The following is a 19888-nucleotide window of genomic DNA, read 5'->3' as shown; positions in this document are numbered from 1 at the left end:
TCGTCGGATTTCGATTGTCACGCCCCCGACACAGCCTCAGGATCGCGCCGTCATCCCCTTGAGGTTCCTACTCCATGAAGTTCTCCTCGATTCTCTTGTTGTCCCTTGGCCTGGTCAGTGGCATTGCTTCTGCTGGCGGCACCACCGAAGCAGGTGTGGGTGGCGCATTGGGCGGGGTTTTGGGCTCGGTCGTCGGCCAATCGATAGGCGGCAATACAGGTTCCACCATCGGCGCAGCCCTGGGCGGCGCGGGCGGTAGCGCAGTCGGCGCAGACAAACACAGCCGTGGCGAAGCCGCCATCGGTGGCGCGCTGGGCGCGGCAGGCGGTAACGTGGTCGGCCGCAGCATGGGCGGCACCACCGGCAGCCTGATCGGCTCCGCTGCAGGCGGCGGCGCCGGTGGCGCGCTGGGCAACTACATGGGCAACAAATACGATGACGACGACGATGACGATCGTCGCTCCTATCGTGACCATGACCGTCGCTACTACCGTGACGGCCACCCGGGTCGCGGTCATGCCTACGGCCACCGCAAGCATCACAAACACTACCGCCATCGTCACTGAGACCGGATCGGTTTCACTGGCAGGTGAAGAATCGCAGCCCAAGGGCTGCGATTTTTTTTGCCTGAACTAAACCACCAGTCGCTCCAGGGCGTTGCGCAATCCTGCTGGAATCGCCACTGGCTGGTTCGACGCACGGTCAACGAACACATGGACGAAGCGCCCCGCTGCACAGGCCTCGTCCTCTCCTTGCTTGAACACCGCCAACTCATACTGCACGGAACTGTTGCCCAATTTGCCTACCCGCAGTCCGATCTCGATCCGATCCGGGAAGGCGATGGAAGCAAAGTAATCGCACGCCGAACTCACCACGAAACCCACCACCTCGCCATCATGGATGTCCAGGCCGCCGACTTCGATCAGGTAGGTGTTCACCGCTGTGTCGAAAAAGCTGTAGTAGGTGACGTTGTTGATGTGGCCGTAAGTATCGTTGTCATGCCAGCGGGTGGTGATGGGTTGGAAGTGTGGGTAGTTGGTGCGTTGGGGCATCGGGTTGGACATCCGTGTTGGTTCCTGAGGTTGAGTGGCCAGTTTAAAGCGAACATCGCGTTATCGTCCTTCGCGAGCAGGCGCGTTCCCACTTTGATGACGATTCATTCAGTTAAATGCGCTTCAGCCCATGCGCGCACCTCGGCATACGGATAATCCTCCAACATCGCATACCCGGAAATCGTCCGCACCTTGAGCCTGGTGAACAGCGGCACGCTGATCCCGCACAGAAACCGTGTCACGCGCTCGGCAGACGGCAAGCTTCCGGTGTGCTGCTCATGCCTGTGGATAAAGTCACTGCACAAGGCCTCGAAATTTTTATCCACAAGCGCCGGGAGTGTCGGTGGCTCTGGCAGTCGCGCCACTTGCCCATGACATACCGAACAATGCCCACACTGCCGGGGAGCGTTTTCGTCACCGAAATATTCGGCCAGGCGATGGCCCAGACAATGGTCGGTGGCGAACAGATCCAGCATGGCGTGGATTCGTGCAATTTCGGTTTGCTCATGCCGAGTGAAGCAGGTGTGCAGCTCTTCGCTCAATGCGGCGCTATCGAAATCGGTTTGCAGCAGACTGTAGACCTCAGTCATCAGCTTGCTCTCAAGCTCCACCCAACCCTTTTCCTGGAAGTAGTCCAGCGCCTTGACCACCCTTTCGCGCTCTGCCTGATGCTGCTGGTACAACGCCTCGAAATTCACCGTGGCCCAGGTACGTGCACGGCTGGACGTCTGGATGATCGCCGCGACGAAATCCCTGCGCTCGCCTTCGAAACGAGCCAGCAATGCCTCTGGCTCCTGCAAGTATTTGAAACGGTACTCGGCGTAGTACGCATACTTCGGGGCGATGATTCCACGCAGCTCCAGCTGCACCAGCAAAGTCTTGAGCGGGAGCTGTCGAATGTTGCTGTTGTCCGCCAGCGGCCCCAGCAGAAACTCCCACTGGCCTTCAGGCCCACAAGCTAGCAACTCGTCGAGTACACGACGTATGCCATCGCGCTCCGGCGTATCACCGTAGACGAAGTTTTCCAGCACATTGAGGCTGTCGCGGTTTGCCAGCACCAGGCAATCGGACGGTTGCCCGTCTCGCCCGGCACGGCCGATTTCCTGACTGTAGTTTTCGATGGATTTCGGCAGGTCGAAATGCACCACGTTGCGGATGTCGCTCTTGTCGATACCCATGCCGAACGCGATGGTGGCGACGATGCAGTTGGACTGCCCGCCCATGAAGCGTTTCTGGATATCGTCGCGCTGATCGTGGGGCAAGCCGGCGTGATAGGCCTCGGCCTGAATGTCGTTACGACTCAGGTGCTCGGCGATCTGTTCGGCGGTTTTTTGCAGGGTGACGTAGACGATGCTCGGCTGACCGGGACGCTCGCTCATCCACTCGACGAGGCGTCGGCGCTTGTCCTGCCCACGCACCGGCTCAACCCATAGATTAAGGTTCGGTCGATAGAAACCGGTGGTCACCACGTCCTCGGGACGGATGGCGAATTTTGCCTGCATGTCGGCGATCACCTTGGGCGTCGCAGTGGCCGTCAGCAGCAGGGCTTGAGGGATATTGAACTGACGTTGGTAGTCCGGGAGCTTGAGGTAATCCGGACGGAAGTTGTGGCCCCACTCCGAAATGCAGTGCGCCTCGTCCACCACCAGCAGCGAGATCGGCACCTGCTGCAAGAAATTGCGAAAGCGTTCGTTCTTCAGGCGCTCCACGGAAATCATCAGAATTTTCAGTTCGCCGGACTTGGCGCGCGCCATGACATCGCTGGCGTCATCGCGGCTCTGGGCCGAGTCGATACTGCCCGCTGCAATGCCGTGACGCTGCAGGAACATCAGCTGATCCTGCATCAACGCCAACAACGGCGAGACCACCAGCGTGAGGTGCGGCAGCATCACCGCCGACAACTGATAGCACAGGGACTTACCGGAACCCGTGGGGAAAATTGCCGCTGCCGAGCGCCCGGCCAATACCGCACTGATGGCCGCTTCCTGACCGGGTCGAAACTGTGGATAACCGAAAACCTGTTCCAGGGTGTTGTGCATAAGCTGTCACTCCGTTGACCGCTGCGATGGGCAAAGCCTAGTCGGCGATGGCAGCGCGTCGAGAAAAGGTCGGGGCTAAAACGATACGGAATGATACAGCCTCAACCCACTCTGCTTGCGCCACAGATTGAAATACACGGAGCACTTTGCCACCTGATAACGACTGCCCATTCGCAGGTAAGGTTCGCCACCAGCAACGCAACTCTGCGCGAAGACTTCATTGGCAAACAACCTGGAGGGCGCAGACCTATTCGAAGGACCGAACATGCTCCAACCCAATACATTTCATTTTGCCCTCGCGCTGACAATGCCACTGTTTCTCGCCGGATGCCTGACGATCCCCGATCAGCCCACTGTCGAACGAGGCACATTCGAAACGCCTGAATATCAAGCTCAGAAAGGGCTGTCAGTTATCAAGGCATCACACCTTTATGCACGCGGCGGCACCGGCCAGGGTGTGACCGTCGCATTGATCGACTCAGGGCTGAATACCGATCTGTCGGAATTTGAAGGCAGAATCGCTGACCCCGGATTCGATCATGTCGAAAACCGTCCCGCTACGCACGACCGCCTCGGGCACGGCACTCAAATGGCCGGCATACTCGCCGCCAATAAAAATAATCAGGGCATGCACGGCGTCGCTTTCAATGCACAACTGATCCCCTTCCGTTTCGGCGACGATAACGAACCGTTCTTTTTCGATGATGAAATCGCCCTGTCCTGGCAGGATGGATTCGACAAAGGCGCACGTATTCTGAGCAACTCCTGGGCTAATTCGATTCCCGCGACCGAGATCACTGAGGCACGCTACAACCAGGTAATGCCGCAGTCGCTGGTGACCGCCCGAAAACTGGTCAAGGAGGGTGCGGTGCTGGTCTTTCCAACCGGCAATGAACTCAAGCGCGAACCGCTGGCGGAGCCTGGCCTGCCGCTTGCCCTGCCTGAACTGGAGAAAGGCTGGATCGCTGTCGTTGCACTGAAAAACGATGGCAGCGTCATCAATGCCAAATCCAATTTCTGCGGCGTGGCGGCGGCGTGGTGCATTGCCGTTCCGGGCGGAGATTCGGGTGCTGGCCAAGGCCTTCTGACCACAGGAAAAGACGGCAAGTACGTGCAGACCGCAGGCACCTCACCCGCCACTGCGCTCGTCAGTGGAGCGCTGGCGGCACTGCAAAGCCGCTACCCGGAACTCAGCGCGCAACAGATACGCGAACACTTGCTGGCGACGGCCAATCGCACGGGTATCTATGCCAACAGCGAGGCTTACGGCCGGGGAATGATGGACCTTGATGCAGCATCGCATACGCCACCCAAACTCCACGCTGACTAATACATGATCGCAGAGCCCGCCCCCCGTCGCACGGGCTCAAGTTTCACCCTTACGAAAAACCTTACAGACTCTTAGGCGCCTCCTGCCGAGATTAGCCATGCATTGCCTGATAACACCGTAGGCTTTTTTACCGATAGCGACCTCACAACTAAAAACCAGCTTTGGTGCGTAGTCTCCTTCCTCGAACGACGATAAAAGCCCTACGAGAGCCGTCCCCTAGCGTCGTCTTGTCCCTCGCTGATTGATCCTTCTATAGTTTCCGGCGCGGCTGAAAACGGTGTCTCGGCCTGCCGGGAACACTTGCCGATTTCGCACAGGACTACCTCGATGAAGAACGCTGATCCAATGACCGACCGCTACCGCCCGCTCAAATCCAGTTACAGCGAAACTGCGGTGCTTGTCATCGATACAGACGCCGATCCCTTCGAAATCCTCGACGCCGCCCGCCAACGCATCCGCGCCGCCAGCAACCTGCTCGAAACCCTATACTGCCTGTGCTTCAAACAGGCCGACGCCAGCGACATCCCCAACATTGTCAGCGCGCTGTACCTGCTGACCCAGGACGGCAACGACCTACTCGACATTGCCCGGCAGCGCCTACCCAAAACCACCCGCTAACCACATTCCCCATGTGGGAGCGAGCCTGCTCGCGAAGAACGATAAAGCGCTCTACCTGATGAAAAACAATAAGATCCGCCCTACCTCAACCGGATACCTTGCCATGCAGCTCGCCCCAAACTTCCCCGACGCCCCCACCATGCACCAGCTCATGCAGCTGCTACACGAAGAAATCGGTCTCCCTGAACGCAAAACCATCCACCTCACCACATCAATCAATGTCGACCTCGCCTGCAACGGCGCCGACGCACAGCATCTGATCGAAACCCTGGAAGAGCAGTTCGCCATCGATTTCGTGGATTACGACAGTTATCGCTATTTCCAGCCCGAAGGCTACGATGTGTATCTGAAGCGCAAAGCCAAGGGTCGCGGCGACAAGGAACCATTGACCATCGGCATGCTCTACCGGGCTATCAAGGCCCAACGCTGGGACACCCAAGAGCTTGAAGGTCTGTAACGTCCCCGGCGCATAATGATAAGGATATTGCGTGGACGTTCTGATGGGTTTGCTGGCCGCCTTGCTTTGGGGCGGCACGGATTTTCTGGTGGGTTTGAATGCCCGCGCAGTCGGCGTCAAACGCGCCGTTTACTTCGGTCAGGCGTTGGGCTTCAGCATCATGAGCCTGCTGATGATCGCCTTCCCCATGTTCATTCTCCGCTCCATGGCCGCCCCGCTCGAGACCTGGCTGATCGGTATTGCCGCCGCGGCGTTGACCGTGTCCGGCGCGCTAGCCCTGTCCAAAGCCTTCGCCCTCGGCAAAGCCTCGATCGTGGCGCCGCTGGTGACCTCTTACGGCGTGGTGACGACGTTGCTGTCCTGGGCCGGCGGGGAGAAGATCAGCCTGCTTCAATTGTTGTGTATCGCGCTGTGCGTGATCGGCGTTGTCCTCTCCAGCATTCATTCCGACCCGAAGGTGCCCCATACCTCCAAAGCCAGCAGCTCGATTGCGTACGCGTTGCTGGCGGCTGTTTTCTACGGCACCAGTTTCTGGTTGCAAGGCCGCTTCGTTCTGCCCGTGCTGGGGCCGGTGATGATGCTGTGGCTGGCTTATCTGGTGGGCCTGATTGTGCTGGTGGTGATCGTTCTCAGGATCGAGGACGGCCTGAAAATCCCGCCGCTGAAAAACTGCCTGACATTGACCGGTGCGAGCCTGATGAACCTCGGAGGCTTCTCGTCGTTTGCCTGGGGAGCGGTGGCGGGCTCGGTTTCGGTGGTGACGGTGATCAGCACGTTATCCGGCGGGATTGCGGCGATTCTGGGCTATGTGTTTTTCAAGGAGAGGTTGGGGAAGGTGCAAGTGCTGGGCGTTGTCCTGGTGCTGGCAGGGGCATTTGTCTTGCACCTGAAGACCTGACAAACGCGCACAAAAAAGCCGCCCCTAGGGGCGGCTTTTTCATTGCTTCAATCCAACACTTACAACTTTGGACCCGCAGCCTTGATCGCGTCGCTCACTTCGAACTTCTTGAAGTTCTCGATGAACAGGCCGGCCAGTGCTTTGGCGGCTTCGTCGTAGGCAGCTTTATCAGCCCAGGTGTTGCGCGGGTTCAGCAGGCCAGTCTCAACGCCCGGTACGGCCACTGGCACGTCGAGGTTGATGGTGTCCAGGTGCTCGGTCTCGGTACCGATCAGCGCGCCGCTCTGGATCGCTGCGATCACCGCACGGGTGGTCGGAATGTTGAAGCGCTTGCCGACACCGTAGCCGCCGCCGGTCCAGCCGGTGTTGACCAGGTAGACCTTGGAGCCGAAGCCGCGGATGCGCTTGATCAGCAGTTCAGCGTATTCGCCAGCCGGACGCGGGAAGAACGGTGCGCCGAAGCAGGTGGAGAAGGTCGACTTGATGCCGCTGCCCGAACCCATTTCCGTCGAACCCACCAGAGCGGTGTAGCCGGACAGGAAGTGGTAGGCCGCTTGTTCTTCGTTGAGGATCGACACTGGCGGCAGCACGCCAGTCAGGTCGCAGGTCAGGAAGATCACAGCGTTTGGCTCGCCACCGAGGTTCTTCTCGGAACGCTTGGCAACGTGCTCCAGCGGGTACGCGGCGCGGCTGTTCTGGGTCAGGCTGACATCAGCGTAGTCGGCGTGCTTGGCGTCATCGATGACGACGTTTTCCAGGACCGCGCCGTGCTTGATGGCTTTCCAGATGACCGGCTCGTTCTTCTCGGACAGGTCGATGCACTTGGCGTAGCAGCCGCCTTCGATGTTGAAGACAACGCCTTCGCCCCAGCCGTGCTCGTCGTCACCGATCAGGTAACGGCTTTCGTCGGCGGACAGGGTGGTTTTACCAGTGCCCGACAGACCGAAGAACAGGGTCACGTCGCCTTCTTCGCCGATGTTGGCAGCGCAGTGCATTGGCAGCACGTCAGCAGCCGGCAGCAGGAAGTTCTGCACGGAGAACATGGCTTTTTTCATCTCACCGGCGTAACGCATGCCAGCGATCAGCACTTTCTTCTGAGCGAAGTTGATGATCACGCAGCCGTCGGAGTTGGTGCCGTCACGCTCTGGCACGCACTCGAAGTTGGCAACGTTGAGCACCTGCCACTCTTCACGGCCAGCCGGGTTGTACTGGGCCGGATTGATGAACAGGCAGCGGCCGAACAGGTTCTGCCAAGCGGTCTGGGTGGTCATCTTCACAGCCAGGTAGTGCTCGGAGGCGGCGCCTACGTGGACGTGGGAAACGAAATGCTCTTGCGCGTTGTTGAACGCCTCGACGCGAGCCCACAGGGCATCGAACTTGTCGGCCGGGAACTTGCGGTTGATCGGGCCCCAGGCGATGGCGGCCTGAGTGGTCGGCTCTTCAACGATGAAACGATCGACTGGCGAACGGCCGGTACGGTGACCGGTGCGAACAACCAGTGCGCCGGTATCGGCAAGCTCGCCTTCACCGCGGTTCAAGGCTTCTTTAACCAGATCATCAACACTCAGATCGGTGTACACGGCGTTATTGGCTTGCGTCATGAGGTTCCCCGTCGGCCAGTGGCCGAGTGTGCTCCAAACGTTTTGTAGTAGAAAGTCGTGCACTACTACCGCGAAAAAAGTGGGCCGGATTATGCCAGAAAAGCCCAAAAAGAGTAGGGCCCTCCCGTCGTAACGGCGTTATTCCGGCACTAACCAGTGAATTTACCTGCGCTGAATCGTTTTAGTGACGGGTATCTGACGGTGAATCGACACCCGCGCCGGCGAACAGTTGAGTGACATCGGCGGCGTCAAACAGGTACTGCTGGTTGCAAAACTGACAATCGATCTCGATGTGACCACCGTGTTCAACCACCAGTTTTTGCGCGTCTTCCCTACCCAGACTGACCAGCGCATTGGCCGAACGTTCGCGTGAGCAGCTGCAACGGAAGCGCAGTTTCTGCACATCGAAAAGACGCACCTGCTCTTCGTGGTAGAGACGATGGAGCACGGTTTCGTTGTCCAGGCTCAGCAGTTCATCGGCGGTCATTGTCCCGGCCAGCGCGGTGAGGTGCTGCCAGTTGGCGGCGCGTTCTTCTTCGTCTTTCAGGCGGTCGGCGGGCAACTGCTGCAGCAGCATGCCACGCGAGCGACGGCCATCGGCGCAGAGCTTGATGCGCGTACCAATCTGCTGGGACATGACGAAGTAGTTGGTAAAGCACTCGGACAGGTTTTCGCCGTCGAGATCGACGACACCCTGGTAGCGCTGGCCCTGCTTGGGGTCGATGGTCAATGTCAGCGAACCCTCCGGCATCAGGTTGGAAAGTGTCGCGTCAGGAGCGATCCGGTCCGCCTCGTAACGGGCCAGGCCACGGATGTCGCGCTCGCTGGAGCACTCGATCATCAGCAACGGAATCGGGCCTTCGGAGCGGGCCTGAAGGATCAGCAATCCATCGAACTTCAAGGTGCCGACCAGCAATGCCGCGGCCGCCATCAATTCGCCGAGCAATTGCGCGACCGGCTCCGGATAGGCGTGTTTGGCCAGGACTTCGGCGTAGCTGAGCTCCAGCGAGACCATCTCGCCGCGGGTGTCGCTGTCATCGAAGATGAAGCGTTGGGTGAAGTCGGTATCCGCTAGATCGGTCATAAGTCTGGGTATCTGAATGGGTAACAATAGGGTTTCAACGGTGAAAATCGCGCTTTGGCTGCACGCTGGGTGCGCAAAATGCCTGGTGATACCCGGCATTTTAGGAACAATCCGGGATTGTTCCAAGCAAGATGGCCGGTACTCTCCCGACCTCTGACTGCACCGGCCCTCTGGTTATGGCTCATGGCTCAGAGGTCGTGGTGATTTTCGACGAGTGGCTGTTTTGCCGCCCGATGCCCCGCTGGCGAATCCCCCGATATGGTTGCTCGTCCGGGGAATTACAAGTCTGTCACGTTCAAAGACAATGATTCGCCTGGCTGGTCGAAGAGGTTCAGTCGTTACTGCTGCCACGAAACTTGAACAGATCCCGTCGCTGTTTCTTGCTCGGTTTACCATCGGTGCTCACGCCAAGTGCACCAGCCTTGCGCTCGGCGGCTGCATTTTCGCGCTTGGCGATGCTGGCTTCGGTTTCGGCATACAGCGTCTGCGCCTCCGGGGCGCCACGGCGCACGATCGACAGCGCCTGGACCACCACCGTGCGTTCATCGAAACCGGTGCGAATCACAAATTCATCGCCGATGCGTGGTTCCTTGCCCGGCTTGCAGCGCTCACCACGGCAATGCACCTTCCCGCTTTCAATCGCCGCTTTGGCCAAGGCTCGTGTCTTGTAAAAACGCGCGGCCCACAACCATTTATCGAGGCGGACTTTGTCGTCCTCTTCGTTTTTTTGTGCCATGGGATTTCCTCACTCTGAAATATTAGTGAACTGTACTACCGTTTCTGTCGTGCCAAGAATTCCGCCATCCCGGACTACAATGCTGACATTCCATAACCTCCCTGAGGGGCTGGTATTCCGGGCCGTAGATATCTGTCGCCTTTTAACCATTATTCTGCGTGAATACCGCGAATTCGGCCGCCTGCGGCCACCGTGGTTTCTACCGGTTGAGCAATTTTGAAGACATTTGATCATTTGACCGTTGTCGGTCTGCGCGAGTGGGTGGCGCTCCCGGATCTGGGAGTCGCGGGCCTTCGGGCAAAAATCGACACCGGCGCCAGCACCTCCAGCCTGCATGCCACCGACATCGAACCTTTCGACCGCGACGGCGAGCAGTGGGTGCGCTTCACCGCGCACCTGGGCACGGTGGTCCAGTTGCGTCACCGTCGCTGCGAAGCACCGCTGGTGACGATGAAAACCATTAAAAGCTCTAACGGTCACGCGCAGGTGCGATACGTGATCAGCACCACCCTGGCCCTCGGTGATCGGGTCTGGCGGGTCCAGTTCACGCTGGCCTGCCGCAAGTCCATGCGTTATCGCCTGCTACTCGGCTCCAAAGCCCTGATCGATGGCCAATTGGTGGTCAATCCGGGCATCAAGTATGTACAAGACAAGCCGGTGTTCCCGGTATCTACCTCCTCCACAGGTGTTGCATGAAGATCGCTGTGCTGTCGCGGAACCCGCGTCTGTATTCCACCCGTCGCCTGGTCGAAGCCGGTACCGAACGCGGCCATGAAATGGTGGTGGTCGATACCCTGCGCGCCTACATGAACATCGCCAGCCACAAGCCGCAGATCCACTATCGCGGCAAACCGCTGGAGGGTTTCGACGCGGTGATCCCGCGAATCGGTGCGTCGGTCACGTTTTATGGCTGCGCGGTGTTGCGCCAGTTCGAAATGATGGGGGTCTTCCCGCTCAACGAATCCGTAGCCATCGCCCGCTCCAGGGACAAACTGCGTTCGCTGCAATTGTTGTCGCGTCGCGGAATCGGTTTGCCGGTCACCGGGTTTGCCCACTCGCCGGATGACATTCCCGACCTGATCGAAATGGTCAACGGCGCACCGCTGGTGATCAAGGTGCTGGAAGGCACCCAGGGCATTGGCGTGGTGCTGTGCGAAACCGCCACGGCGGCGGAGTCGGTGATCGAGGCGTTCATGGGCCTCAAGCAAAACATTATGGTCCAGGAGTACATCAAGGAAGCCGGCGGAGCAGACATTCGTTGCTTCGTTGTGGGCGACAAGGTGATTGCGGCGATGAAGCGCCAGGCCAAACCCGGCGAGTTCCGCTCCAACCTGCATCGCGGCGGCAGCGCCAGCCTGATCAAGATCACCCCGGAGGAGCGCATGACCGCTTTGCGGGCAGCGAAGGTCATGGGCCTGGCGGTAGCGGGTGTGGATATCCTGCGGTCCAATCACGGGCCGCTGGTGATGGAAGTGAACTCGTCGCCGGGGCTGGAAGGGATTGAGACCACCACCGGGAAGAACGTGGCGGGAATCATCATTGAGCACCTGGAAAAGAACGGTGGTCCGAATATGACGCGGACTAAAGGGAAGGGCTGACTCGAACACTTTCGGCGGCAGGGATGCCGACTTCGCGAGCAGGCTCGCTCCCACAATGGAGGCATTTCAACTGTGGGAGCGAGCCTGCTCGCGAAGAGGCCCTTAACATCACCGAGATTTTCGGCGCTAAACGGCATCCCTTGGCAGCATCAACCCCAGCGGCAAGCGCACCCGAGCTTCCAGCCCACCACCCTCGCGGTTGCGCAGTTCAACATTGCCGCCATGCATCGATGCAATCCGCTTCACAATCGCCAACCCCAACCCGGTGCCCTTGCCGCCACGGGCACGATCGCCCCGGGTAAACGGGTTGAAGATCGCTTCCAGCTCCGATGGATCAATGCCGGCGCCACGGTCCATGACGCTCAATACCACGTACGGCGCGCTGGTATCTCCGGACACATACGCCGCCACTTCGACCCCGCTGCCTGCGTGATGCAAGGCGTTGCCGATCAGGTTGTTCAGCAACCGCTTCATCGACACCCGGCGCAATGGAAACGGCTGGATCGGCTCCAGGCGCAAGCGCACTTTCTCTTCGTTCTGGTTGTACGGTGCGGCGACTTCGCGCACCAGGTCGCTCAGGTCGACCTCTTCCACCGACTCGTCACGACCGTCACGAATGAACGCTAGGAACTGGTCGAGAATCGCATCCATGTCTTCAATGTCGCGAACCATGTCGTCGGTCAGATCGCTGCGGTCCCCCATCAGCTCCAGGGATAACCGCAAGCGGGTCAACGGCGTACGCAAGTCATGGGACACCCCTGCCAACATCAGTTCACGTTCGCGACCGGCCTGCTCGACATCTTCGGCCATCTGGTTGAAGGCGCGATACACCTCGGTCATTTCGCTGGGTGTATCGCTGATCGGCAGACGCACGCTACGTCCCTGACCGAGCTGCCGCGCGGCGTAGACCAGACGTTTCAGAGGTTGATTGAGCTGGCTGACGAATATCCACGCCGACGCCGTGGACAGCAGGCCAATGGCCAGGAACCAGCCAAGCACATTCCAGATTTTCTGACCGCGCAGCGGATGCGGATACAGCGGCACTTTCAACCAGCCGTCACCCAGGCTTGGCGCTCGAACCCACAATGCCGGTGGCGAATGCATGCGTAATCGCACTTCGGTGTCGGCCCCCAGTTCAGCCTGCATTTGCCGCTGATAGATTTCACTATAGGGCCAGTGTTGTTCACCTTCCGGTACGCCAGCGCCCACTACCCGGATCAAGGTCGCAGCCTCGGCAATCCTGTCCCGGTTGTTTTCATCGGCGGCCCAATAAGCACGCAACGTCAGGGCAACGCCGTGGCTGTATTGACGGTCCACCAGCACGTCTTCGTTCATCAACAGATAAACGAGGGTCAGTGCCTTCGAAAACAGAACGACGATCAGCACCAGCCAAAGGGTGCGGGAGAAGAAACTCTGGGGGAACCAAACCGGGGTTTTCATGGATAACCGCTACACACTTGCAGGAGCGAGGGATGCTCGCATATTGCGGGTCGCGAGTCTGCGGGCAAGGCCAATCGACCCTTCGCCCGCACGACCCGCGCCTACAACTCGCCGATCACTTGGTGGCGGCGCCATCCGGAACGAATACGTAACCCACGCCCCAGACGGTCTGGATATAGCGCGGTTTGGACGGATCGGGTTCGATCATCCGGCGCAGACGGGAAATCTGAACGTCGATGGAGCGTTCCAGGGCGTCCCACTCGCGGCCACGGGCCAGGTTCATCAACTTGTCGCGGGTCAGCGGCTGACGGGCGTTCATCACCAGAGCCTTGAGTACCGCGAACTCACCGGTGGTGAGCATGTGCACTTCTTCACCGCGCTTGAGTTCACGGGTGGCCAGGGACAACTCGTAGTCACCGAAGGTCACGCTTTCGTCTTCGCTGCCAGGCGCGCCCGGCACCGGAGCCGACTGGCGGCGCAGGACGGCTTTTACGCGCGCCATCAGCTCGTCCGGATTGAACGGCTTGGCCAGGTAATCGTCGGCGCCCAGTTCAAGGCCCTTGATGCGGCTCAGCTCGTCACCCTTGGCGGTCAGCATGATGATCGGGATCTGATTGTTCGCGCCACGCAGGCGACGGCAGGCGGTCAGGCCGTCTTCGCCAGGCAGCATCAGGTCGAGGACGACCAGGTTGAATACCTCGCGCGCCAGCAGGCGATCCATTTGCTCGGTATTCGGTACGGCGCGGGCACGGTAGCCCTTGCTGACAAAAAAACGCTCCAGCAGGCTGCTAAGGCCCGGGTCGTCGTCAACAATAAGAATTTTTTCGCCTTCAGCAATGTTTGCAGTGCTGCTCATTGGATGCTCCTTTGATCTCGGCGCGCATTATGGCGTAGCTGCCGTTATACGCACCGTGTGCATTGTTAGCAGATTTTTCCTTCACCGCCAGAAAACCGGGCATTTTGCCTACAGTCTGTGATGCCCCCGAAGGGCAGAACGCTGGTTATAATGCGCGGCCTTTTGTGTCAGGCAACGTCTGATCGTTACGCCGGGTGGTCGTTTTTTATTTTCAGGGCTCCGGCAGTAATTGTTCGATTTCACGGGTCAACGGAATACCTTTTGATCCAGGTAGCGGCGCAGGCCAGGCCGCTCAACCAGATTCGCCGGCCCCCTTATCCTTGTGCCTGCGCGTCTGCTTTCACAATTTGTCAGGTGGTTTTATGGACAGCATCAACAGCCGCATCGCCGAGGAACTCGGCGTACGCCCACAACAGGTCGAAGCGGCCGTCGCGCTACTCGATGAAGGCTCTACCGTTCCCTTCATCGCCCGTTACCGGAAAGAAGTGACCGGCAGCCTCGATGACACCCAATTGCGTCATCTGGAAGAGCGTCTGCGCTACCTGCGAGAACTCGACGAACGGCGCATCAGCATCCTTGCCAGTATCCAGGAGCAAGGCAAGCTGACCCCGGCACTTGAACGCGACATCAAGCTGGCCGACACCAAGACCCGCCTCGAAGACTTGTACCTGCCGTACAAGCAGAAGCGCCGCACCAAGGGCCAGATCGCCCTGGAAGCCGGCCTCGGCGAGCTGGCCGACGGCCTGTTCAACGACCCGACCCTCACCCCGGACGTCGAAGCGGCACGCTTCATCGACGCGGAAAAAGGCGTCGCCGACGTGAAAGCCGCCCTAGAAGGCGCCAAATACATCCTGATGGAGCGCTTCGCCGAAGACGCCGGCCTCCTGGACAAGCTGCGTAACTTCCTCAAGCAGGAAGCCACCCTCAGTGCCCGCGTGATCGCCGGCAAGGAAGAGGAAGGCGCCAAGTTCCGCGACTACTTCGAACACGACGAACCGCTCAAAACCATGCCATCGCACCGCGCCCTGGCAATTTTCCGTGGTCGCAACGAAGGCATTCTCAGCTCCGCGCTGAAAGTCGGCGATGAACTGCCGGGCACCATGCATCCGTGCGAAGGCATGATCGGCCAGCAATTCGGCATCCAGAACCAGAACCGCCCAGCCGACAAATGGCTGGGTGAAGTGGTGCGCTGGACCTGGAAGGTCAAGCTCTACACCCACCTGGAAACCGACCTGCTGGGCGAACTGCGCGATGGCGCGGAAACCGAAGCGATCAACGTATTCGCCCACAACCTGCACGACCTGCTGCTGTCGGCCCCGGCCGGCCCGCGCGCCACCTTGGGCCTCGACCCGGGCCTGCGTACCGGTTGCAAGGTGGCCGTGGTCGACGCCACCGGCAAGCTGCTGGATCACGCCACGGTCTACCCGCACGTACCGCACAACAAGTGGGACCAGACCATCGCGATTCTCGCGGCCTTGTGCGCCAAGCACTCGGTAGACCTGATCGCCATCGGCAACGGCACCGCCAGCCGTGAAACCGACAAACTGGCCGCCGAGCTGATCAAAAAATACCCAGCCATGAAGATGACCAAGGTCATGGTTTCCGAAGCCGGCGCATCCGTTTACTCGGCATCGGAACTGGCCTCGAAGGAATTCCCGGACCTCGACGTGTCGATCCGTGGCGCGGTGTCCATCGCTCGTCGCCTGCAGGACCCACTGGCGGAACTGGTGAAGATCGACCCGAAATCCATCGGCGTCGGCCAATACCAGCATGACGTATCGCAGCTGAAACTGGCTCGCGGCCTGGATGCTGTGGTCGAGGACTGCGTGAACGCCGTCGGCGTGGATGTGAACACCGCTTCGGTGGCGCTGCTGGCGCGGATTTCCGGCCTCAATGCAACGCTGGCGCAGAACATCGTCAGCCATCGCGACGAGCACGGCGCCTTCAAAACCCGTGCTGCGCTGAAGAAAGTCGCACGTCTGGGCGAAAAAACCTTCGAACAGGCCGCCGGTTTCCTGCGCGTCATGAACGGCGAAAACCCGCTGGATTCGTCGGCCGTGCACCCGGAAGCCTATCCGCTGGTACAGCGCATTGCGGCCGAGACCGACCGTGACATCCGTTCGCTGATTGGCGATGCCGCGTTCCTCAAGCGCCTCGACCCGAAAAAGTACACCGACGAAACCTTCGGCCTGCCGACGGTCACCGACATCCTGCAAGAACTGGAAAAACCAGGTCGCGATCCGCGTCCGGAGTTCAAGACCGCCGAGTTCCAGGAAGGCGTCGAAGACCTCAAGGACCTGGAATTGGGGATGATTCTCGAAGGCGTGGTGACCAACGTGACCAACTTCGGCGCGTTCGTCGACATCGGCGTGCATCAGGACGGTTTGGTGCACATCTCTGCACTTTCGGAGAAGTTCATCAAGGATCCACGGGAAGCGGTCAAGGCCGGCGACGTGGTGAAAGTGAAGGTTATGGAAGTCGACATCCCTCGTAAGCGCGTGGGCCTGTCGATGCGCATGAGCGACACCCCGGGCGAGAAAATCGACGGTGCCCGTGGTGCACGTCCGGGATCGGCACCTCGCCAATCCCAGAACACAGCACCGCGCAAGGAAACCACGGCGGCGGCCCCGAGCAACAACGCCATGGCGTCGCTGTTCGCCAATGCCAAGCAGTTGAAGAAACGCTGATGGACATCCCTGCCGGCCTGACCGAAAGCGCGTTTTTCAGACTGCTGGGCTGTCGCTTGCACAGCCTGGAAACCGGGGTGGCGCAAGTCGCCCTGGCGCTGGAGCCCGAACTGCGCAATCGCGGCGGCAAGCTGCACGGCGGGGCCTTGTTCAGTCTGGTGGACATTGCCATGGGGCTGGCCTGCTCCAGCACCCATGGATTTGACCAGCATAGCGCGACCATCGAGTGCAAGATCAACTACATCCGCGCCGTCGCCGACGGCGAGGTAATGTGCACGGCGCGGGTAATCCACCCGGGCCGCCGCACCCTGGTGGTCGAGGCCGACGTGATGCAAGGCGACAAACTGGTCGCAAAAGCACAAGGCACGTTCGCTGTCCTGTAGCTAGCCGTCATCGATTTGAGGTAATTTCGGCGCTGTGACCGCAGCGCCGAAGTTTTCTGTGGGAGCGAGCCTGCTCGCGAAGGCGGTATTTCAGGCGACATCCATGTCGGTTGACAGTCCTCCTTCGCGAGCAGGCTCGCTCCCACAGTAGATTGCGACGCTCACCCTGGCTGGTATCAACAGCCCTGTGCGGTCCGAAAACCAGGCGAAAACGCCAGTTTTAACTTCACCCTTGTAGACCGTCTTGCCCACCCCCATATTGGGGCGACTGACGCGTGAAGGAATCCAACTTGAGCGAACTTCTCAACCGCCGCCTGGCCTTGCTCGGCGAGCGCGCTAACCTCTCTCTGCTCGAACAGTGCCTTCACGGCATCGAACGTGAATGCCTGCGCGTGACCGGCGAAGGTCGCCTGGCGCAAACGCCGCACCCGGAAGAATTGGGTTCCGCGCTGACCAACGAACAGATCACCACCGACTACTCCGAGTCGCTGCTGGAGTTCATCACCCCGGCCCTGCCCGATCCTGCCGATACGCTGGCGAGCCTGGACAGCATTCACCGTTTTGCCTACAGCAAGCTCGGCAACGAGTACCTGTGGAGCCCATCGATGCCGTGCCCGTTGCCGGCCGAGGAAGATATCCCGATCGCCTACTACGGCACGTCCAACATCGGTCAGCTCAAGTACGTGTACCGCAAGGGCCTGGCCCTGCGTTACGGCAAGACCATGCAATGCATCGCCGGGATTCACTACAACTTCTCCCTGCCGGAGAAACTCTGGCCGCTGGTGAAAGCAGCTGAAGGTCTTGACGGCACCGACCGCGACTTCCAGTCGTCGTCCTACATCGCCCTGATTCGTAACTTCCGCCGCTATAGCTGGCTGCTGATGTACCTGTTCGGTGCGTCCCCAGCGCTGGACGCCGGTTTCCTGCGCGGTCGCTCGCATCAACTGGAACAACTGGACCCCGATACCCTGTATCTGCCATACGCCACCAGCCTGCGCATGAGTGACCTGGGTTACCAGAGCAACGCCCAGGCCGGTCTGACCCCGTGCTACAACGACCTGGTCAGCTACACCGACAGTCTGCGCAAAGCAGTGGCGACGCCCTATGCGCCGTACGTCGAAGTCGGCACGCACAAGGATGGTGAGTGGGTTCAGCTCAACACCAACATCCTGCAGATCGAAAACGAGTACTACTCCAACATCCGTCCGAAACGCGTGACCTATTCCGGCGAGCGGCCGATCCAGGCGCTGATGGCCCGCGGCATCCAGTACGTCGAAGTCCGCTGCCTGGACATCAACCCGTTCCTGCCGATGGGCATCGATCTCACCGAATCGCGTTTCCTCGACGCCTTCCTGCTGTATTGCGCCCTGAACGACAGTCCGCTGCTGACCAGCACCAGCTGTGGCAATGCGACGTCGAACTTCCTGAGCGTGGTCAAGGAAGGCCGGCGCCCGGGTTTGCAGTTGCAACGCGACGGCCACCCGGTGGACCTGAAAGAGTGGGCCGGCCAATTGCTGGAAAACATCGCGCCATTGGCCGCGCTGCTGGATCAGAGCCATGGCGGTGATGCCCACAGCAAGGCGCTGGATGCGCAGATGGCCAAGGTCAAGGACCCGTCCCTGACACCATCGGCCCAGGTCCTGGCAGCCATGGCCGAGCACAAGGAGAGCTTTGCCCAGTTCTCCCTGCGCCAGAGCCAGGCTCACGCGAAGTATTTCCGTAGCGAGCCGCTGCCAGCCGAAGAGCAAGCCAGGTTTGAAGAGCGCGCGCGTGCTTCGCTGGCCGAGCAAGTGGAGCTGGAGCAGAACGAGGTTGGCGATTTCGATGTGTTTGTCGGGTCGTATCAGGCGAGCATTCTGGCGATCAGTAACTAACCTGCAAATGCGCCCCCTGTGGGAGCGGGCTTGCTCGCGAAGACGGTGCACCAGTCAACATTGATGTCGGCTGACACTCCCTCTTCGCGAGCAAGCCCGCTCCCACATGGATAGCTATTTCCACCGTCTCTTAGAATTTTCCGCTCATAAGCTCATTCGAAAAAGTTATTTATTTTCGAATTCTTATATCATTTAGTCTCCTTTTCACGCCGACTCTCGGTCGCCTGACAAGGAGCTTCCCGATGAAACTGACTTTCCCTCTTCGCTTGCTGGCGGCCGCTTCCTTGGCTACTGCGAGCTTGTTCGCCCAGGCGGCTGACGTCACCGTCGCCTACCAGACCACCGTTGACCCGGCGAAAGTCGCCCAAGCCGACGGCGCGTATGAAAAGGCCACCAAGGCCGACATCAACTGGCGCAAATTCGATAACGGTGCCGACATCATCGCCGCCATCGCTTCCGGCGACGTGCAGATCGGTTACCTCGGTTCCAGCCCGCTGACCGCTGCGATCACTCGCAAGGTTCCGGTAGAAACCTTCCTCATCGCCACCCAGATTGGCGCCGCCGAAGCCCTGGTGGCTCGCGACGGTTCCGGGATCAAGACACCGCAAGACCTGATCGGCAAGAAAATCGCCGTGCCATTCGTTTCCACCGGCCACTACAGCCTACTGGCCGCGTTGAAGCACTGGAACATCGACCCCTCGAAAGTCACCGTGCTCAACCTCGCTCCGCCGGCGATCATTGCCGCCTGGAAACGCGGTGACATCGACGCCACCTACGTCTGGGACCCGGCGCTCGGTGTGGCCAAGGAAAACGGCAAAGTGCTGATCACCTCCGGCGAACTGGCCAAGTTCGGCGCGCCGACCTTCGATGCCTGGATCGTGCGCAAAGACTTCGCCGAGAAACACCCGGAAATCGTCACTGCATTCGCCAAAGTGACCCTGGATGCCTACGCCGATTACCGCAAGGATCCGAAAGCCTGGCTCGCTAACCCATCCAACGTCGACAAGCTTGTGAAGCTGTCGGGTGCCAAGGCCAGCGACATTCCGCTGCTGCTGCAAGGCAACGTCTACCCGCTGGCGGCTGATCAGGTCACCAGCCTCGGCGCACCGACCACCAAGGCGATCACCGACACCGCCGTGTTCCTCAAGGAACAAGGCAAGGTCGAAGCCGTTCTGCCGGACTACGCGCCGTATGTCAGCGCCAAGTTCATCACCAACTGATCGGGAGTTCATTGC

18 protein-coding genes are annotated in these 19888 nt (G+C 59.8%); 11 read left to right on the top strand and 7 right to left on the bottom strand.

Going from position 1 to position 19888, the window contains the following annotated elements; translation table 11 throughout:
* Positions 1-74 precede the first annotated feature (74 nt).
* Positions 75-566: a glycine zipper domain-containing protein gene (locus HNQ83_RS06070; RefSeq protein ID WP_175388110.1), complete on the top strand. Its 492-nt coding sequence runs from the start codon at positions 75-77 to the stop codon at positions 564-566.
* A gap of 66 nt (positions 567-632) precedes the next feature.
* Here the strand turns inward: HNQ83_RS06070 and HNQ83_RS06065 are convergent, their stop codons facing one another.
* Together HNQ83_RS06065 and HNQ83_RS06060 are read right to left on the bottom strand one after the other, a co-directional pair.
* Positions 633-1052 carry a thioesterase family protein gene (locus HNQ83_RS06065; RefSeq protein WP_175388213.1) on the bottom strand — a complete coding sequence of 140 codons (420 nt, stop codon included), beginning with the start codon at positions 1050-1052 and terminating at the stop codon, positions 633-635.
* A 104-nt stretch (positions 1053-1156) separates the two neighbouring features.
* Positions 1157-3091, bottom strand: a complete 1935-nt coding sequence (locus HNQ83_RS06060) for an ATP-dependent DNA helicase RecQ (protein ID WP_175388109.1) — start codon at positions 3089-3091, stop codon at positions 1157-1159.
* 265 nt (positions 3092-3356) lie between these two features.
* On the opposite strand from HNQ83_RS06060, the gene HNQ83_RS06055 reads away from it, so the two are divergent.
* From HNQ83_RS06055 to HNQ83_RS06040, 4 genes are all read left to right on the top strand, one after another.
* Complete coding sequence (locus HNQ83_RS06055; RefSeq protein ID WP_175388108.1) at positions 3357-4421, top strand: S8 family peptidase; 1065 nt, start codon at positions 3357-3359, stop codon at positions 4419-4421.
* A 327-nt stretch (positions 4422-4748) separates the two neighbouring features.
* The gene (locus tag HNQ83_RS06050; RefSeq protein WP_175388107.1) at positions 4749-5039 is read left to right on the top strand and encodes a hypothetical protein; all 291 of its coding nucleotides are present in this window, start codon (positions 4749-4751) and stop codon (positions 5037-5039) included.
* A gap of 103 nt (positions 5040-5142) precedes the next feature.
* Positions 5143-5496 carry a DUF1493 family protein gene (locus tag HNQ83_RS06045; protein ID WP_175388106.1) on the top strand — a complete coding sequence of 118 codons (354 nt, stop codon included), beginning with the start codon at positions 5143-5145 and terminating at the stop codon, positions 5494-5496.
* 43 nt (positions 5497-5539) lie between these two features.
* On the top strand, positions 5540-6394 hold the full coding sequence (locus HNQ83_RS06040) for a DMT family transporter (RefSeq protein ID WP_175388212.1): 855 nt from the start codon (positions 5540-5542) through the stop codon (positions 6392-6394).
* A gap of 59 nt (positions 6395-6453) precedes the next feature.
* On the opposite strand, the gene HNQ83_RS06035 is transcribed toward HNQ83_RS06040, so the two are convergent.
* The 3 genes from HNQ83_RS06035 to HNQ83_RS06025 form a co-directional block, all read right to left on the bottom strand.
* A complete protein-coding gene (locus tag HNQ83_RS06035; RefSeq protein WP_175388105.1) occupies positions 6454-7995 on the bottom strand; it encodes a phosphoenolpyruvate carboxykinase in 1542 nt (513 codons plus the stop codon).
* Between the two features lie 181 nt (positions 7996-8176).
* Positions 8177-9079 carry an Hsp33 family molecular chaperone HslO gene (gene hslO, locus HNQ83_RS06030; protein WP_175388104.1) on the bottom strand — a complete coding sequence of 301 codons (903 nt, stop codon included), beginning with the start codon at positions 9077-9079 and terminating at the stop codon, positions 8177-8179.
* A 331-nt stretch (positions 9080-9410) separates the two neighbouring features.
* Positions 9411-9815 (bottom strand): RNA-binding S4 domain-containing protein, encoded by a 405-nt coding sequence (locus HNQ83_RS06025; protein ID WP_160105373.1) that lies wholly within the window; start codon positions 9813-9815, stop codon positions 9411-9413.
* Positions 9816-10049: 234 nt separating this feature from the next.
* Here HNQ83_RS06025 and HNQ83_RS06020 point away from each other — a divergent pair, with 234 nt between their 5' ends.
* On the top strand, positions 10050-10511 hold the full coding sequence (locus HNQ83_RS06020; RefSeq protein WP_175388211.1) for an ATP-dependent zinc protease: 462 nt from the start codon (positions 10050-10052) through the stop codon (positions 10509-10511).
* Complete coding sequence (rimK, locus tag HNQ83_RS06015; RefSeq protein ID WP_007972871.1) at positions 10508-11413, top strand: 30S ribosomal protein S6--L-glutamate ligase; 906 nt, start codon at positions 10508-10510, stop codon at positions 11411-11413. The genes HNQ83_RS06020 and rimK overlap by 4 nt, the downstream gene beginning before the upstream one ends.
* Before the next feature lie 126 nt (positions 11414-11539).
* Here the strand turns inward: rimK and HNQ83_RS06010 are convergent, their stop codons facing one another.
* The gene (locus tag HNQ83_RS06010; RefSeq protein WP_175388103.1) at positions 11540-12853 is read right to left on the bottom strand and encodes an ATP-binding protein; all 1314 of its coding nucleotides are present in this window, start codon (positions 12851-12853) and stop codon (positions 11540-11542) included.
* A 115-nt stretch (positions 12854-12968) separates the two neighbouring features.
* Positions 12969-13709, bottom strand: coding sequence for a two-component system response regulator OmpR (gene ompR / locus HNQ83_RS06005; protein WP_020795794.1), 741 nt, complete (start codon positions 13707-13709; stop codon positions 12969-12971).
* A gap of 362 nt (positions 13710-14071) precedes the next feature.
* Here ompR and HNQ83_RS06000 point away from each other — a divergent pair, with 362 nt between their 5' ends.
* From HNQ83_RS06000 to tauA, 4 genes are all read left to right on the top strand, one after another.
* Entirely contained in the window at positions 14072-16396 is a 2325-nt protein-coding gene (locus HNQ83_RS06000; RefSeq protein ID WP_175388102.1) for a Tex family protein, read from the top strand.
* Complete coding sequence (locus HNQ83_RS05995) at positions 16396-16779, top strand: PaaI family thioesterase (protein WP_175388101.1); 384 nt, start codon at positions 16396-16398, stop codon at positions 16777-16779. Before HNQ83_RS06000 ends, HNQ83_RS05995 begins: the two co-directional genes overlap by 1 nt.
* Before the next feature lie 290 nt (positions 16780-17069).
* Entirely contained in the window at positions 17070-18653 is a 1584-nt protein-coding gene (gshA, locus tag HNQ83_RS05990) for a glutamate--cysteine ligase (RefSeq protein WP_175388100.1), read from the top strand.
* 242 nt (positions 18654-18895) lie between these two features.
* Complete coding sequence (gene tauA / locus HNQ83_RS05985; protein ID WP_175388099.1) at positions 18896-19873, top strand: taurine ABC transporter substrate-binding protein; 978 nt, start codon at positions 18896-18898, stop codon at positions 19871-19873.
* Positions 19874-19888: the final 15 nt, after the last annotated feature.

Origin of the sequence: Pseudomonas sp. C2B4 (assembly GCF_013359695.1) — a bacterium.
In the GTDB taxonomy this organism is placed as follows: domain Bacteria; phylum Pseudomonadota; class Gammaproteobacteria; order Pseudomonadales; family Pseudomonadaceae; genus Aquipseudomonas.
Note: the sequence above shows the minus strand (reverse complement) of the source record. Positions and strands in the feature narration are given on the sequence as shown.

Coding starts and splice junctions, on each gene's coding strand:
- HNQ83_RS06045 (WP_175388106.1), top strand. CDS start 5,143: ATGCAGCTCGCCCCAAACTTCCCCGACGCCCCCACCATGCACCAGCTC.
- HNQ83_RS06000 (WP_175388102.1), top strand. CDS start 14,072: ATGGACAGCATCAACAGCCGCATCGCCGAGGAACTCGGCGTACGCCCA.
- HNQ83_RS06025 (WP_160105373.1), bottom strand. CDS start 9,815: ATGGCACAAAAAAACGAAGAGGACGACAAAGTCCGCCTCGATAAATGG.
- hslO (WP_175388104.1), bottom strand. CDS start 9,079: ATGACCGATCTAGCGGATACCGACTTCACCCAACGCTTCATCTTCGAT.
- HNQ83_RS05995 (WP_175388101.1), top strand. CDS start 16,396: ATGGACATCCCTGCCGGCCTGACCGAAAGCGCGTTTTTCAGACTGCTG.
- HNQ83_RS06070 (WP_175388110.1), top strand. CDS start 75: ATGAAGTTCTCCTCGATTCTCTTGTTGTCCCTTGGCCTGGTCAGTGGC.
- HNQ83_RS06055 (WP_175388108.1), top strand. CDS start 3,357: ATGCTCCAACCCAATACATTTCATTTTGCCCTCGCGCTGACAATGCCA.
- HNQ83_RS06060 (WP_175388109.1), bottom strand. CDS start 3,091: ATGCACAACACCCTGGAACAGGTTTTCGGTTATCCACAGTTTCGACCC.
- HNQ83_RS06050 (WP_175388107.1), top strand. CDS start 4,749: ATGAAGAACGCTGATCCAATGACCGACCGCTACCGCCCGCTCAAATCC.
- HNQ83_RS06065 (WP_175388213.1), bottom strand. CDS start 1,052: ATGCCCCAACGCACCAACTACCCACACTTCCAACCCATCACCACCCGC.
- HNQ83_RS06040 (WP_175388212.1), top strand. CDS start 5,540: ATGGGTTTGCTGGCCGCCTTGCTTTGGGGCGGCACGGATTTTCTGGTG.
- ompR (WP_020795794.1), bottom strand. CDS start 13,709: ATGAGCAGCACTGCAAACATTGCTGAAGGCGAAAAAATTCTTATTGTT.
- rimK (WP_007972871.1), top strand. CDS start 10,508: ATGAAGATCGCTGTGCTGTCGCGGAACCCGCGTCTGTATTCCACCCGT.
- tauA (WP_175388099.1), top strand. CDS start 18,896: ATGAAACTGACTTTCCCTCTTCGCTTGCTGGCGGCCGCTTCCTTGGCT.
- HNQ83_RS06010 (WP_175388103.1), bottom strand. CDS start 12,853: ATGAAAACCCCGGTTTGGTTCCCCCAGAGTTTCTTCTCCCGCACCCTT.
- HNQ83_RS06035 (WP_175388105.1), bottom strand. CDS start 7,995: ATGACGCAAGCCAATAACGCCGTGTACACCGATCTGAGTGTTGATGAT.